The sequence below is a fragment of the Salipiger sp. H15 genome (assembly GCF_040409955.1).
Taxonomy (GTDB): domain Bacteria; phylum Pseudomonadota; class Alphaproteobacteria; order Rhodobacterales; family Rhodobacteraceae; genus Salipiger.
In genome coordinates, this window is the sequence record NZ_CP123384.1 from 398,971 (window position 1) to 413,066 (window position 14,096).

Sequence of the window (14,096 nt, forward strand, 5' to 3'; positions counted from 1 at the left end):
CCCCCCGCCCCGCCTCAGCTGTTGAGCTTGCGCAGCCGCGCCGTCACCGAGAGCCCGTGCGCCTGCAGGCTTTCCGAGCTTGCCAGCACCTCGGCGGCGGGGCCGATGGCACGGAGCGCGTCGGGCGACATCTTGGCCAGCGTGGTGCGCTTGACGAAGTCGAGCACCGACAGGCCCGAGGAGAAGCGCGCCGAGCGCGCGGTGGGCAGCACGTGGTTCGGCCCGCCGACATAGTCGCCGATCGCCTCGGGGGTCCACTGGCCGAGGAAGATCGCGCCGGCGTGGCGGATCTTCTCCGACAGCGCCTCGGGCTCGGCGACGCAGAGCTCGAGGTGCTCGGGCGCGACGCGGTTCGACAGCATTGCCGCCTCGTCGAGGTCGCGGGTGATGATGATCGCCCCGAAATCGCGCCAGCTCGCCCCGGCGATGCCGCGGCGCTCGAGCACCTCGAGCTGCCGCGCGACCTCGTCCACCACGGCGCGGGCAAAGCCGGCGTCGGGAGTGATGAGGATCGATTGCGCGCTCTCGTCATGCTCGGCCTGGCTCAGCAGGTCGAGGGCGATGAACTCGGGATCGTTGCCTGCGTCCGCGATGACGAGGATCTCCGACGGCCCGGCGATCATGTCGATGCCGACCTTGCCGAAGACCCGGCGCTTGGCGGCGGCGACGAAGGCGTTGCCCGGGCCGGTGATCTTGTCCACCGGCGCGATGCTCTCGGTGCCATAGGCCAGCGCGGCGATCGCCTGCGCGCCGCCGATGCGGTAGATCTCGTCCACCCCGGCGATGCGCGCCGCGAGCAGCACCAGCGGGTTCACCACCCCGTCGGGCGTCGGCACGGCGATGCAGAGCCGCTCGACCCCCGCCACCTTGGCGGGAATGGCATTCATCAGCACCGAGGAGGGATAGCTCGCCAGCCCGCCCGGCACGTAGAGACCGGCGGCCGAGACCGGCGTCCAGCGCCAGCCGAGCGTCGCGCCGTCGGGATCGGTCCACTGCGCGTCCTCGGGCATCTGCCGCACGTGGTAGGCGCGGATGCGCTCCGCGGCGGTCTCGAGCGCGGCGCGCTCGGCCTCGGGCACCTGCGCGCAATAGGCCTCGATCTCCTCGGCGGTGAAGCGCAGCCCCGCCGCGTCCAGCTCGAGCCGGTCGAATTTCGCCGTCAGCTCCAGCACCGCCGCGTCGCCGCGGGCGCGCACGTCGGCGATGATCCCCGCGACGATGTCGTCCACGTCGGGACTGTCCTCGCGCTTGGCGCTGAGCAGCTGCGCGAACTGAAGCTCGAAATCCGGCTCGGTCGTGTCGAGAAAGACGGGCATGGGCGGTCTCCTTGTCGCGGCACTGATTAAAGAGAAGCGGCGCTCGGCTCAAGCCTCGAGACGGGGACGCCCGGCATGACGTGGATCAGTGACAGACACATGCCCGTGTCGGAATATCTGGGGGCCGGAATGGGAGGATGCCGGCGCATTTCGAGGAGGACATCATGAAATATCACGCAATTGGGGTGATTCTGATCCCGCTGGGCCTTGCCGGTGCCGCGCTGGCGCAGGACGCCGGCAAGACCGAGTACATGAGCGCCTGCGCCAGCTGCCACGGCGAAGGCGGCACGGGAGACGGCCCGCTGGCCGAGTACCTGACCGTGACCCCGGCGGATCTGACGCAGATCGCGGCGCATAACGACGGCGAGTTTCCCCTGCTCAAGGTGATCCAGACCATCGACGGGCGCAGCGGCACGCGCGGCCACGGCGGGCCGATGCCGGTCTGGGGCCAGCGGTTCAAGGAGGACCTGTCGGGCGAGATCGGCGTCTACGCCAGCGAGATCGTCACCCGTGGGCGAATCCTCGCGCTGGCGGAATATGTCGAGTCGATCCAGGCGAAGTGAGATCCCGCCCCCGGGAACGGCACAGGCGCGGGAAACCCCGCGCCTGCTGTCCCGTCTCGCGCTGATCCGCGGAACGCTGTGCTTGTGCGGCGCCCCTGCTCAGGCGCCGTGGTCCGGCACCTGCCCCGAGATCGCGCGGTAGGGCCGGGTCACGTCCTTGAGCCGCAGCTCCAGCGCCTCGACCTCGGCGCGCAGCGCGCCGTCACCGGCGAAGGTCAGCTCGACGATGCCCGTGCCATCCTCGCCCGGCTCGAAAGCGACCGACAGCAGCGAGAGCACCGTGTCGCGCTCGTCGCGGGAAATGCCCTGCGCCGCGACCTTCAGCACGTTCTCGACCACCAGCAGGCAGCGCACCCGCTCGGGCGGGGAGACATGCACCCCGTCCTCGCGGCGCAGCCGGTTGACCAGCAGCGCGAGCCGCTGATGGCGCTTCTCGAAAGCCACGTCCGCCACGGTCAGCACCGCGTCCTGCGCCAGCGCCGAGAGGACCTGCAGGTCCTCCGGGTCCATGGCGCCAAGGTTCAGCGGCTGGCTGCCCGCGTCCTCGAATCTTGCGTCCTCGGTCACTCGCCCTTCACCCGTTCGATCTTGGCACCCACGCCGCGAAGCTTGCGGACCACGTGCTCGTAGCCGCGGTCCAGATGATAGACACGGCTTACCACGGTTTCCCCCTCGGCGGCGAGACCCGCGAGAATGAGCGAGACCGAGGCGCGCAGGTCGGTCGCCATCACCGGGGCGCCCTTCAGCTTCGACACGCCGGTCACCCGCGCGGTGCCGCCGTGCACGTCGATCTTGGCGCCCATGCGCAGCAGCTCGGGCGCGTGCATGAAGCGGTTCTCGAAGATCTTCTCTTCCAGCACGCTCTCGCCCTCGGCGGTGCAAAGGAGCGCCATCATCTGCGCCTGCAGGTCGGTCGGGAAGCCCGGGAAGGGCTCGGTGGTGACGTTCACCGCCTTCACCCGGCCGTTCTTGCGCGCCACCTTGAGGCCGGTCGCGGTCTCCTCGACCGAGATGCCCGCCTCGTCGAGCTTCTCGCAGAAGCTCTTCACCAGCTCGATCCTGCCGCCGAGGCACTCGACCTCGCCGCCGCAGATCGCCGGGGCCAGCATGTAGGTGCCAAGCTCGATGCGGTCGGTGACGACGCGGTGCGTCGCCCCGCCGAGCGTGTCGACGCCCTGGATCTCGATGGTCGGGCTGCCCTCGCCCTCGATCTGCGCGCCCATCTTGCGCAGGCACTGCGCGAGGTCGACGATCTCGGGCTCGCGCGCGGCGTTGCGGATCACCGTGGTGCCCTTGGCGAGGGTCGCGGCCATCAGCGCGTTCTCGGTGGCGCCGACCGAGGCGAAGGGGAACTCGACGATGCCGCCGCGCAGCCCGCCGTTCGGCGCCTTGGCATGGACATAGCCCTCGCGCAGGTCGAGCTCGGCGCCCATCGCCTCAAGCGCCTTGAGGTGCAGGTCCACCGGCCGCGCACCGATCGCGCAGCCGCCGGGCAGCGAGACCTCGGCATGGCCGAAGCGCGCCAGCAGCGGGCCCAGCACGAGAATCGAGGCCCGCATCTTGCGCACGATGTCATAGTCGGCGCGGGTCGAGCTCACCGCGTGGCTCGACATGGCCAGAACCTGCCCGTCGTTCAGCGCCTGCACCTCTGCACCCAGCGACTGCAGCAGAAGCGTCATGGTGCGGATGTCCGACAGGCGCGGCGCGTTGGTCAGCGTCAGCGGCTGGTCCGACAGCAGCGTCGCCGGCATCAGCGTGAGGCAGGCGTTCTTCGCCCCGGCGATCGGAATCTGGCCCGAGAGCGGGCCATTGCCCGTGACGACGATCGAATCCATTAGCTGTCCTTTTCACTGCTCGGCCCGTGTTCGGGCTTGTTCTCGGTCCCTGACGCGACGTCGCCGCGCGCCTTCGCCTGGGCCTTCCGACGGGCGATATTCGCCTTCAGAGCGGCTTTCAAACGGGTTTCACGCTCCTGCGCGGGGGAAATTCGGGGGCTGTTTTTCGGCTCCATGAACTTTCTTTACTTGAGAGGCAAAAAACCGTCCAGATTGCGCTTGCACCCCCCGGCGTTTGCCCTTAGACACCGCGCCACGCCACGAGGCACACCGACGCAAACTAGCGCGGACGCCTCGAAAGGCGAACCGGCGCTGCTGTAGCTCAGTGGTAGAGCACTCCCTTGGTAAGGGAGAGGTCGACAGTTCAATCCTGTCCAGCAGCACCACTCAAATCCTTGAAATCACTGGATTTAACGACGGACCGCCCAAGGGCGGTCGTTGGTGTTTGCGCCGCTGCGATCCCGCATCCGGCGACCCGCGCAGGTGTCCTGCCGCGCTTTTCCCTGTAAATCAGGCCTCTACCGCAGCGTGTCGCAGCGGCACCTGACACGCCTTATGGCAGCTCGCGAGCGCCTACCGTTGCGGCACCTCGATCGGTCACTCCGGGTGCCTCGAGCCGGCCCCGAAAAGCCGCCCCGACGTCACCCGGATCAGGGGCCGGACCGACCCGCCTCGCCCTCCCCTGCGTCACCCGAGTCGGCGACTCGCAGCCGCCGCGCGAGTCGCGAGTCACATGGCGCGAGTCGCTCCCTGCGGACGTAACGTCATGCGCTCCGAGTGGGCACGCCATCGTCCGCCAGCGCCCGATTCCGGTAGCGGCGATCCTCGGTCACATCCGCGCCGAACCAGTCCGGCGGGGTGAAGGCGCGGGCGGCTTCGACCGAGTCGAACTCCACCTCGACCATCACCAGCGGTGCCAGCGCGCCGGCGAAGACGTCGAGCTCGAAGGTCGTGCCGTCGTCCAGCGCCCCTATATAACGTGTCTTCTCCAGCCGCCGCCCCTCGGTCGCGGGCCAGAGCGTGTCGAACTCGGCGGCACCGATGCCGATCTCGCGCTCCATCCGTTCGAGCCCGCCCTCGGACTTCAGAGTGAGGAAGAAGGCCCCGCCCTTCTCGCGCAGGCGCAGTTCGACGGAATCCCCCGCCACGGTGACATAGCCCTGCCGCACCGGCTTGGCCGTCAGCCCGGCAAGCCCCGGCAACCGCGCCACGAGGAACTTGCGCTCGATCTCCACCCCGCCGCTCATGCGCCGAACACCCGCGCGGCAAGCTCGTCATGCAGCGCCCGGTAGGCGGCGCCCGCCGGGCTCGACGGCGCGCTCGCCAGCACCGGCGCGCGGTGCACCCCCATGCGCTCGATCTCCGAGGCGAAGGGCACCGTCGCCCGCAGCAGCCGCTTGCCGTGCTCGCGGCGCATCTCGTCCATCGTCTCGCCGTGCAGCGACTTCACCCCCTGCACCATGGAAAAGAACCCGTGCAGCTTCTTCTCCTTCAGGTCGTGGTCGCGGAAGAAGCCGCGCAGCTGCTCGAAGGTGCGCTGCGAGAGCGTCGTCGGGATCACCGGCACGACGATGGCGTCGGCGGCGCGAAAGACGTTCTCGGACAGGGTCGAGATATTGGGCGGGCAATCGAGCAGCACCACGTCATAATCCCCCTTCACCGCCTTCAGCGCCCGCTTCAGCCGCGAGCGCGGGTTGCGCATCCGCGACAGGAACACGTCGAAGTCGCGGAAGGTCAGGTTCGCGGGCAGGATGTCGAGCCCCTCGAAATCGCTGGCCCTTATCGCCCCGGTGAAGCGCTCCACGTCCTCGAAGAAGCGCGTCTCGGTCAGTTTCTTCGACGGCTTCACCCGGAAGTAGAAGCCCGAGGCCCCCTGCGGATCAAGATCGCAGAGCAGCACCCGCCGCCCGCCCTGCGCCAGCGCATAGGCAAGGTTCACCGAGGTCGCGGTCTTTCCCACGCCGCCCTTGTTCGAGTAGCAGGCGATGATCTTCATTTCTTCCCCCCGTGGAACAGGTCGCGGAACGTCTGGCGGGTGCCCGCGCTGTCGAAGGCGGCAAAGCTCTCCTCCACGCGCGCCCGTTCCGCCAGTTGGCGCTCGTGCAGCACGAGGATCAGCGCGCCGACGCTCTGCGCCACCTGCAGGCTGCCCGCGCGCCGCCCGTCGAGCCCGTCGACGAAGGCCTGAAGGCTCTTCTGCTGCACCGCGTAGTCGTTGAAGAGCCCGAGGTTGTCCTGCAGCTTCTTCAGCGGCTTGAGGAGCCGCCGGAAGGACTTGTCCGGGAAGAGCGGCGCGAAGAACTCCATGAGGTAGCGCAGCTTCTTGCAGTGGATGCGCAACTCGTGGATCTCGTGCTCGGGCGTCCCGGGGCCGATGCCCGCGGCGATGGTGCAGATCCGGCGGTAGCGCTTCCAGATCAGCCGGCAGGCATAGTCATAGGCGGGCCGGTCCGCCCTTGACCCGCGCGCCAGCAGCTTCCTCTTGCCGAAAAGCGCCATGAGCGCGGCGATCTCGTCCCGGTAGGCGTCGCTGCGCAGATGCGCCGCGAGCCCCGCCTGCGCCGCCGCCCGCTCCTCGGCGAAGAGCGCGAACATGCGCTCGAGCCCGCCTTGCAGCCCCTCGGGGACCATCGCGAGGAAGCCGTCCCGTTCCAGCAGGTAGACGTCGAGATCGCGCAGACGGCCGGTGGGCGCCATCAGCGCCGAGAAGCGCGCCTTGAGCTCGGTCGTCTGCTCCGGTCCGTAGACGTGCCGGAAGAGGCTCAGCACCGAGCGGATCTTGCGCAGCGCGATGCGGTAGTCGTGCAGGAACTCGGTGTCGTCGTCGGCGATCACCCCGGCCTCGTTGGCGCGCGCCACCGGAAGATAGGCCGCGATGATGTCGCCCGCGGCATCGAAGGCCTCGGTGTCGCGCTCGAGCGGGATCACCGGCTTGGGCTCGTAGGGCACCCGCTGCGGGAAAAGCTGCGCCAGCAGCGCCGCGGCCGAGAAGGGCTCGCCGCCGGCCTCCACGACCCGTTCGCGCAGCCGGACCAGCGCCCGGTCGTAGCCGCGCAGCCCCTCGAGCCGCAGCAGCGCCGCGCCGCCCGCCTCGGCGGGATCGAGCCGCAGGAGCGAGGCGCGCACCTGCGTCTTCTGCTCGTCGTCGAGCAGCGCCAGCGCACCGCGCCGCAGCGTGCCCGCGCCCACCGGCAGCAGGCAGCGCAGCGCCGAGACGTCCGAGAGGGCTTCGCGGACCGGCCCCTCGGGAAAGCCCGCGACGAAGCGCGCGCCCGCGAGGGGACCATCCTCGACCACCCCGCCCGCGCCGATCAGCTCGGCGCCCTGCTCAGTCTCGACCAGCACGCGGCCCGAGCGGCGCAGCGCCTGGTCGAACGTGTCGCGGATGAGGAAGGGGACCGAGGATTCGGCCCAGGCGACATGGGGTACCAGCGCCCCGTCGAGCGGCGCCAGCAGATGCTCGACCCCGCCGCCGGGCAACAGGTAGAGCGTCGACTCCCCCGCCGCCGCCTTGCCGCATGTCCCGCCGGTCGCTCCGCCTGCCATGTCGCCGCGCCTGCCTCCACGCCCATCCACCTGATGTCACGCGATGATTTCACGCGGGCCGCCCCATCGCAATGCCCGAAGACAACGGCGGCCCGAAAGCCGCGGGCCGAGGAATGCTCTCCGCGCCGTGATCGCCGCGGGGCGGGCTCGTGACATCGGCGGACTTCCCCCCTATATCAGCAGCCTTGGTTGACACGGGAGATGCGAACCATGCGGAACCTTGTGATTCTCGGGTTGGCGCTTGCTGCCGCCACGCCCGTTTCCGCGCAAAGTGACAAGGCAGCACGCTGCGAGACCTCCGCCAAAATGGTGATGGAAGCAGTGCAGGCGCGTAAGGACGGAATTCCCCAGAAACGCACCGAGCGCGAGCTGCGCCGTGCGCTGGATCGCGACGCCGGCACCATGCTGGCACAGTGGATCTACGGCCTGCCCGAGGACCAGCTGACGCTCGACGTCGGCCGCCAGTGGGAGAAACAGTGCCTGTCGCAATGAGCGCGGCGCGCTGACCGGGCCCTGACGTCGCCCTTCCGGGCGGCGCGCGAGTCAGCTATCTGGAAGGAAAGATCAAAGCCCCGGCCGAGGCGCATGGACTCGGCCTCATTGTCCATTGATACTCCGAGCATGAGTCTTCCACCCGGTTTCCTCGACGAGCTGCGCACGCGCACGAGCCTGTCCCAGGTCGTGGGCCGAAAGGTCATGTGGGACAGCCGGAAGTCGAACCAGGGCAAGGGCGACATGTGGGCGCCCTGCCCGTTCCACCAGGAAAAGTCGGCGTCCTTCCACGTCGATGACCGCAAGGGCTTCTATTACTGCTTCGGCTGCCACGCGAAGGGCGACGCGATCTCCTTCGTCTGCGAATCCGAGAACGTCGGCTTCATGGAGGCGGTCGAGATCCTCGCCCGCGAGGCCGGGATGCCGATGCCCGCGCGCGACCCGCAGGCGGCGCAGAAGGCCGACCGCCGCAGCCAGCTGTCCGAGGTGATGGAGCAGGCGGTGCGATTCTACCGCATGCAGCTGCGCACCGGGGCCGCCGCCGAGGCGCGCGGCTACCTCGAGCGGCGCGGCCTCAAGCAGGAGGTGCAGGACCGCTTCGAGCTCGGCTTCGCGCCGAACGGCTGGCAGGGGCTCTGGGATCACCTGCGCGGACAGGGCGTGGCCGAGGACCTGATCCTCGGCGCCGGGCTCGCCAAGCCCTCGGACAAGGGCCGCGCGCCCTACGACGTGTTCCGCAACCGCATCATGTTCCCGATCCGCGACGGGCGCGGCCGCGCCATCGCCTTTGGCGGGCGCGCGATGGACCCGCGCGACAACGCGAAATACCTCAACTCGCCCGAGACCGAACTCTTCGACAAGGGCCGCAACCTCTACAACCACGCGCCCGCGCGCGAGGCGGCGGGCAAGGGCCAGCCGCTGATCGTGGCCGAGGGCTACATGGACGTCATCGCGCTCAGCGAGGCGGGGTTCGAGGCCTCGGTCGCGCCGCTCGGCACGGCGGTCACCGAACACCAGATCGCGCTGCTCTGGCGCATCGCCGACGAGCCGGTCATCGCGCTCGACGGCGACAAGGCCGGGCTGCGCGCCGCCTACCGGGTGATCGACACCGCCCTGCCGCTGCTGGTGCCCGGCAAGGGGCTGCGCTTTGCCCTCATGCCCGAGGGGCAGGATCCCGACGACCTGCTGCGCGCCAAGGGGCCGCAGGCGGTGAAGGCGGTGCTCGACCAGGCCATGCCCATGGTGCAGCTGCTCTGGCGGCGAGAGACCGAGGGCAAGGTCTTCGACAGCCCCGAGCGCAAGGCGGCGCTCGACGCGACGCTGCGCGCCGCGCTCAAGCGCATCCAGCACCCCGACCTGCGCCGCCACTACGGCGACGAGATCAAGGACCTGCGCTGGCAGCTCTTCCGCGCCCGGCGCGGCGGAACGTCGGGCGGCAACGGCCGTGGGTTTTCCGATGGCCCGGGCCAGTACAGCCCCTTCCGCAGTGGCAAGCGCACGCAGAAATGGGGCCAGGCGGTTCCGATCGCCCCCAGCGCCTCGGCCAAGTCCTCGCTGCTGGTGGCGGCAGGGGATGCCGCCGAGACCCGGCTGCGCGAGGATGTCATCCTGGCCGTGCTGCTGCGCTACCCCGCGCTGATGGCCGAGTTCGACGGGCAGCTCGATGCCCTGCCCTGCCAGGACCCGTCCCATGCCGCGCTGCGCGCGCTGCTGCTCTCGGGGATCACCCATGATCCCGAGGCGCTGCAGGACGAGGCAATGCAGAGAATCGGCCCCGAGGCCCTTGATTCCCTCCTCTCGGCACGCCATGTGGCAGTCGTGCCCTGCCTGCGACATTTCGGTGACAGCGAACTCGCCCGCCTCACGGTGGCCGAGGAGTTTGCCAAGATTGCCGCTCAGGCCGGGCTGGTGGCCGAACTCGCCGAGGCTCTGGAGGACATGGAAAGCCTTGCGGACGAGGCCCTTACCTGGCGGCTTGGGCAAGCTGCACAGGCACGCAACCAGGCGGTGATGAACCGATCCGAGGATGACGTGGAATTCGACGTGGGCGCGAACGGCGCCCGGATGGACAAAGAAGAACGCAGCGCCTTCGACGCGCTGCTGCAGCAGATTCGCTTTTCCAAGGGCCGGAACTAGATGGCCATTTAGGGAAACTGGAGGAAAAACCGGTAGACGGGTGGCCGAATCAAACGATTCCCCCCATGATTCGCAAAATCGAATCACTTCACTTGCGCGAGTGCCGGCCAGAACCGGCCCCTCCCTTTGACGGAGCACTTCATGGCAGCCAAAGACAACGACGACGCCAAGCCGGAATCTCAGGACGACGCACATAGCCTCGACATGAGCCAGGCCGCGGTCAAGAAGATGATCGCCGAGGCGCGCGAGCGTGGCTTTATCACCTATGACCAGCTGAACCAGGTTCTGCCGCCCGATCAGGTCAGCTCCGACCAGATCGAAGACGTGATGTCGATGCTCTCCGAAATGGGCATCCAGGTCACCGAAGAGGACGAGGAATCCGAGGACGGCGACGACAAGGCCAAGGGCTCGACCGATCTCGTCGACGCCTCGCGCGGGCGCGACGTCGCGCTGTCGGCAGGCGGCGCCGAGAAGCTCGACCGCACCGATGACCCCGTGCGCATGTACCTGCGCGAGATGGGCTCGGTCGAGCTGCTCTCGCGCGAGGGCGAGATCGCCATCGCCAAGCGCATCGAGGCCGGCCGCAACACGATGATCGCGGGCCTCTGCGAAAGCCCGCTGACCTTCCAGGCGATCACCATCTGGCGCGAGGAACTCCTCGGCGAGGAAATCCTCCTGCGCGACGTGATCGACCTCGAAGCCACCTTCGGCAACCAGCTCGACGACGACGACGAGATGGACGAGCCCGTGGTCGGTGCCGGTGGTGGCGACGCCTCGGCGCAGAAGATCCGCAGCAACGAGCCCGAGCTCGACGCCGACGGCAACCCGCTGCGCCGCGACGACGACGAGGACGAGGACGACCAGGCCAGCATGTCGCTGGCCGCGATGGAGACCGCGCTGAAGCCGCGCGTGCTCGAGACGCTCGACACGATCGCCGCCGATTACGAGACCCTGTCCGAGATGCAGGACGCCCGCATCAGCGCCACGCTGAACGAGGACGGCTCCTTCTCGGAAGAGGACGAGGTGCAGTACCAGCGCGTGCGCTCCGAGATCGTCGCCCTGGTGAACGGCCTGCACCTGCACAACAACCGCATCGAGGCGCTGATCGACCAGCTCTACGGCATCAACAAGCGCATCATGATGATCGACAGCTCGATGGTGAAGCTGGCCGACCAGGCCCGCATCAACCGCCGCGAGTTCATCGACGAGTACCGTGGCCGCGAGCTTGATCCGAACTGGATGGACCACATGGCGGCCAAGGACGGCCGCGGCTGGCAGATGTTCATCGAGCGCTTCTCGGACAAGGCAGAAGAGCTGCGCGCCGACATGGCGCAGGTCGGCCAGTACGTCGGCCTCGACATCAGCGAATTCCGCCGCATCGTCCAGCAGGTGCAGAAGGGCGAGAAAGAGGCGCGTCAGGCGAAGAAGGAAATGGTCGAGGCCAACCTGCGCCTCGTGATCTCGATCGCCAAGAAGTACACGAACCGCGGCCTGCAGTTCCTCGACCTCATCCAGGAAGGCAACATCGGCCTGATGAAGGCCGTGGACAAGTTCGAGTACCGCCGCGGCTACAAGTTCTCGACCTACGCCACCTGGTGGATCCGCCAGGCGATCACCCGCTCGATCGCCGACCAGGCGCGGACCATCCGTATCCCGGTGCACATGATCGAGACGATCAACAAGCTGGTCCGCACCGGCCGCCAGATGCTGCACGAGATCGGCCGCGAGCCGACGCCGGAAGAACTGGCGGAAAAGCTGCAGATGCCGCTCGAGAAGGTCCGCAAGGTGATGAAGATCGCCAAGGAGCCGATCTCGCTCGAAACGCCGATCGGCGACGAGGAGGATTCGCAGCTCGGCGACTTCATCGAGGACAAGAACGCCATCCTGCCGCTCGATTCGGCGATCCAGGAGAACCTCAAGGAGACCACCACCCGCGTGCTCTCCTCGCTCACCCCGCGTGAAGAGCGGGTTCTGCGGATGCGTTTCGGCATCGGCATGAACACCGACCACACGCTGGAAGAGGTCGGCCAGCAGTTCTCGGTGACGCGCGAGCGGATCCGTCAGATCGAGGCCAAGGCGCTGCGCAAGCTCAAGCACCCGTCGCGGTCGCGCAAGCTGCGCTCGTTCCTCGACCAGTAAGCGCAAAGGGGAAGCCATGTCCTTCTGGTCGCGTCTTTTCGGTGGCGGCAGCTCCGGCCCCGCCAAGGCCGAGCCGCAGGTGGAGGCCGTCGAATACAACGGCTTCCGCATCTACCCCGCGCCGCAGCCGGCCGAGGGCCAGTACCGCGTCGCCGCCCGCATCGAGGCGGAGGTGGATGGCGAGACGAAGGTGCACCAGCTGATCCGCGCCGACCTCATCCGCGACCATGGCGAGGCCGTCGAGGCCTCTCTGCGCAAGGCGCGGCAGATGATCGACGAACAGGGCACCCGGCTCTTCGGCTGAGCCCCGCAGCTTTGTCAGATACCGAGCGCCGCCCTCCGGGGCGGCGTTCTGCATTTCGCGGCCTAGTCGCGCAGGTCCCGGCGCATGCGCCACAGCCGATGGCCGAGGAACAGCACCACCAGCAACACCGGCAGCGCCAGCAGCAGCTCGGTGCGGTCCACGTGGCCCCAGATGCGGTGCACCAGCTGGCCGATGCCATGGCCGATCACCACCATCACCGCCGCCCAGACCAGCGCCGAGACGCAGGTCACCGGCAGGTAGAGCGCCGGGCCGAGCCGCGTGCCCGTCGCCAGCAGCACCGGCGTCACCGTGCGCATCCCCGGCAGGAAGCGGAACACCGCGGCCAGCAGCAGCGGGCGCCCGAGAAACCGGTCCGCCAGCCCCTGCGAAACCGGGTGGGACAGGATCTTCAGCACCCGCGGGTGATCCCGGTAGCGCCGCGCCAGCAGGTAGATCGAGGCATCCGCCGTCCAGCCCCCCGCCCAGGCGGCGGCCAGCACCGGCCAGAGCGGCAGCAGCCCGTGATGGGCCAGCAGGCCCGAGGTGATCGCGACCGTGTCGCCCTCGACCGCGCAGCCGAGGAAGACGATGATCAGCCCGTACTTGGCGATCAGCGCGTCGATCATCCGCTCAGAGACCGTAATCCGCGACCATGCGCGCCAGCCCGTCCTCGAGCGACACCCGCGGCTCCCAGCCCAGCACCTGCCGGGCGCGCGCGATGTCCAGCACGCTCGATTTCACCTCCAGCGCCGAGGGCTCGCTGACGAGGTTGAGCTGCCGCCCCGTCGCCGCCTCCATCCGCGCGATCAGCGCGTTGAGCGTGCAGCCCTCCCCCGCGCCGAGGTTGAGCCGCGTCACCGGCCCCGGCAGCGGTCCGGTCACCACCTGCTCCACCGCCGCGGTGAAATCCTCCATGTGCAGGTAATCGCGCGAGGTCTCGCCACTGCCGTAGACGGTGAAGGGCGCGCCGGTGGCCAGCGCGTCGAGCAGGAGCCGCATCACCCCGCGCTCGCGCCCCGGCATGGGCGTGCCGTAGGGATTGCCGAGCCGCAGCAGGGTCAGGCGGAACCCGTGCTGCGCGGCAAGGAAGAGCAGCGCGGTCTCGACCGCCAGCTTGTGCAGCGCGTAATAGCCCTTGGGCTGCGGCTCGCGGGTCTCGGGGATCGGCAGGTCCTCGGTGTCGCCGTAGACCGCCGCCGTCGACAGGTACACGAAATGCCCGCGCCAGCCGCGCGCCACCAGCGCCTCGACGAAATCGGTCTGCGGCCGGGTGACCTCCTCGGCCAGTTCGGCGATCGAGCCGAAACGCCGCCGCGCGTCCGAGAGCCCGGCGCAATGCACGATGGTCGCGCCCGCGTCGCCCGGCGCCAGCCAGCCCGGGTGCAGCGCGTCGCTCACCCGCACGTGCGGCAGCTTCGGCGCCCCCTCGGGCAGCGCGCTGCGCGAGATGCCGGTGACCGCGTGGCCCGCCTCCGACAGGTGCCGCAGGATCTCGAAGCCGAGCACGCCGGCACAGCCGGTCACGTAGGTCTGCATGGCCCCAGCACTCCCCCTTCGGATTCGTCGGCGCAGCGCCGCGCCAATCTATCTTTGGCGAACATTGCCCGTCCGGGATAGAGCCCCGCCGCCCCTGCGGCAAGCGGCGCGCCCGCGCGCAGGCGGCTTTCCCCGCGCGGCCAGCCCCGGCGGCCGGGAAAATGGCCGCCCGGCGTGCCGCCGCGCCCGGACACGCTAAATCACGCGGAAGGCTGACCTTCTTGTCGCC

At 69.0% G+C, this 14,096-nt stretch carries 14 protein-coding genes and 1 tRNA gene; 6 read left to right on the plus strand and 9 right to left on the minus strand.

Going from position 1 to position 14,096, the window contains the following annotated elements; all coding sequences use genetic code 11:
* Positions 1-14: 14 nt before the first annotated feature.
* The gene (hisD, locus tag PVT71_RS01965; RefSeq protein ID WP_353472820.1) at positions 15-1,316 is read right to left on the minus strand and encodes a histidinol dehydrogenase; all 1,302 of its coding nucleotides are present in this window, start codon (positions 1,314-1,316) and stop codon (positions 15-17) included.
* A gap of 164 nt (positions 1,317-1,480) precedes the next feature.
* Here hisD and PVT71_RS01970 point away from each other — a divergent pair, with 164 nt between their 5' ends.
* Positions 1,481-1,879, plus strand: a complete 399-nt coding sequence (locus tag PVT71_RS01970) for a c-type cytochrome (protein ID WP_353472821.1) — start codon at positions 1,481-1,483, stop codon at positions 1,877-1,879.
* A gap of 99 nt (positions 1,880-1,978) precedes the next feature.
* On the opposite strand, the gene PVT71_RS01975 is transcribed toward PVT71_RS01970, so the two are convergent.
* The 3 genes from PVT71_RS01975 to PVT71_RS01985 are packed head-to-tail and all read right to left on the minus strand — an operon-like array spanning position 1,979 to position 3,890.
* A complete protein-coding gene (locus PVT71_RS01975; protein WP_353472822.1) occupies positions 1,979-2,446 on the minus strand; it encodes a DUF2948 family protein in 468 nt (155 codons plus the stop codon).
* Complete coding sequence (gene murA, locus PVT71_RS01980) at positions 2,443-3,714, minus strand: UDP-N-acetylglucosamine 1-carboxyvinyltransferase (RefSeq protein WP_353472823.1); 1,272 nt, start codon at positions 3,712-3,714, stop codon at positions 2,443-2,445. Before murA ends, PVT71_RS01975 begins: the two co-directional genes overlap by 4 nt.
* A complete protein-coding gene (locus tag PVT71_RS01985) occupies positions 3,714-3,890 on the minus strand; it encodes a hypothetical protein (RefSeq protein WP_353472824.1) in 177 nt (58 codons plus the stop codon). The genes murA and PVT71_RS01985 overlap by 1 nt, the downstream gene beginning before the upstream one ends.
* Before the next feature lie 135 nt (positions 3,891-4,025).
* Here PVT71_RS01985 and PVT71_RS01990 point away from each other — a divergent pair.
* Positions 4,026-4,100, plus strand: a tRNA-Thr gene (locus PVT71_RS01990).
* 378 nt (positions 4,101-4,478) lie between these two features.
* On the opposite strand, the gene PVT71_RS01995 is transcribed toward PVT71_RS01990, so the two are convergent.
* The 3 genes from PVT71_RS01995 to PVT71_RS02005 are packed head-to-tail and all read right to left on the minus strand — an operon-like array spanning position 4,479 to position 7,260.
* Positions 4,479-4,961, minus strand: coding sequence for a CYTH domain-containing protein (locus PVT71_RS01995; RefSeq protein ID WP_353472825.1), 483 nt, complete (start codon positions 4,959-4,961; stop codon positions 4,479-4,481).
* The gene (locus tag PVT71_RS02000; protein ID WP_353472826.1) at positions 4,958-5,710 is read right to left on the minus strand and encodes an AAA family ATPase; all 753 of its coding nucleotides are present in this window, start codon (positions 5,708-5,710) and stop codon (positions 4,958-4,960) included. The genes PVT71_RS01995 and PVT71_RS02000 overlap by 4 nt, the downstream gene beginning before the upstream one ends.
* Complete coding sequence (locus PVT71_RS02005; RefSeq protein ID WP_353472827.1) at positions 5,707-7,260, minus strand: CHAD domain-containing protein; 1,554 nt, start codon at positions 7,258-7,260, stop codon at positions 5,707-5,709. The genes PVT71_RS02000 and PVT71_RS02005 overlap by 4 nt, the downstream gene beginning before the upstream one ends.
* Before the next feature lie 210 nt (positions 7,261-7,470).
* Between PVT71_RS02005 and PVT71_RS02010 the strand changes: the two genes are divergently transcribed.
* The 4 genes from PVT71_RS02010 to PVT71_RS02025 all read left to right on the plus strand — a co-directional run bounded on the left by PVT71_RS02010 (position 7,471) and on the right by PVT71_RS02025 (position 12,331).
* Positions 7,471-7,752 (plus strand): hypothetical protein, encoded by a 282-nt coding sequence (locus PVT71_RS02010; RefSeq protein WP_353472828.1) that lies wholly within the window; start codon positions 7,471-7,473, stop codon positions 7,750-7,752.
* 129 nt (positions 7,753-7,881) lie between these two features.
* On the plus strand, positions 7,882-9,888 hold the full coding sequence (gene dnaG / locus PVT71_RS02015) for a DNA primase (protein ID WP_353472829.1): 2,007 nt from the start codon (positions 7,882-7,884) through the stop codon (positions 9,886-9,888).
* A 141-nt stretch (positions 9,889-10,029) separates the two neighbouring features.
* A complete protein-coding gene (gene rpoD / locus PVT71_RS02020) occupies positions 10,030-12,027 on the plus strand; it encodes an RNA polymerase sigma factor RpoD (protein WP_353472830.1) in 1,998 nt (665 codons plus the stop codon).
* A gap of 16 nt (positions 12,028-12,043) precedes the next feature.
* Positions 12,044-12,331: an HlyU family transcriptional regulator gene (locus PVT71_RS02025; RefSeq protein ID WP_353472831.1), complete on the plus strand. Its 288-nt coding sequence runs from the start codon at positions 12,044-12,046 to the stop codon at positions 12,329-12,331.
* Between the two features lie 62 nt (positions 12,332-12,393).
* On the opposite strand, the gene PVT71_RS02030 is transcribed toward PVT71_RS02025, so the two are convergent.
* Entirely contained in the window at positions 12,394-12,957 is a 564-nt protein-coding gene (locus tag PVT71_RS02030; RefSeq protein ID WP_353472832.1) for a hypothetical protein, read from the minus strand.
* Between the two features lie 4 nt (positions 12,958-12,961).
* Positions 12,962-13,867, minus strand: a complete 906-nt coding sequence (locus PVT71_RS02035) for an NAD-dependent epimerase/dehydratase family protein (protein ID WP_353472833.1) — start codon at positions 13,865-13,867, stop codon at positions 12,962-12,964.
* Positions 13,868-14,096: the final 229 nt, after the last annotated feature.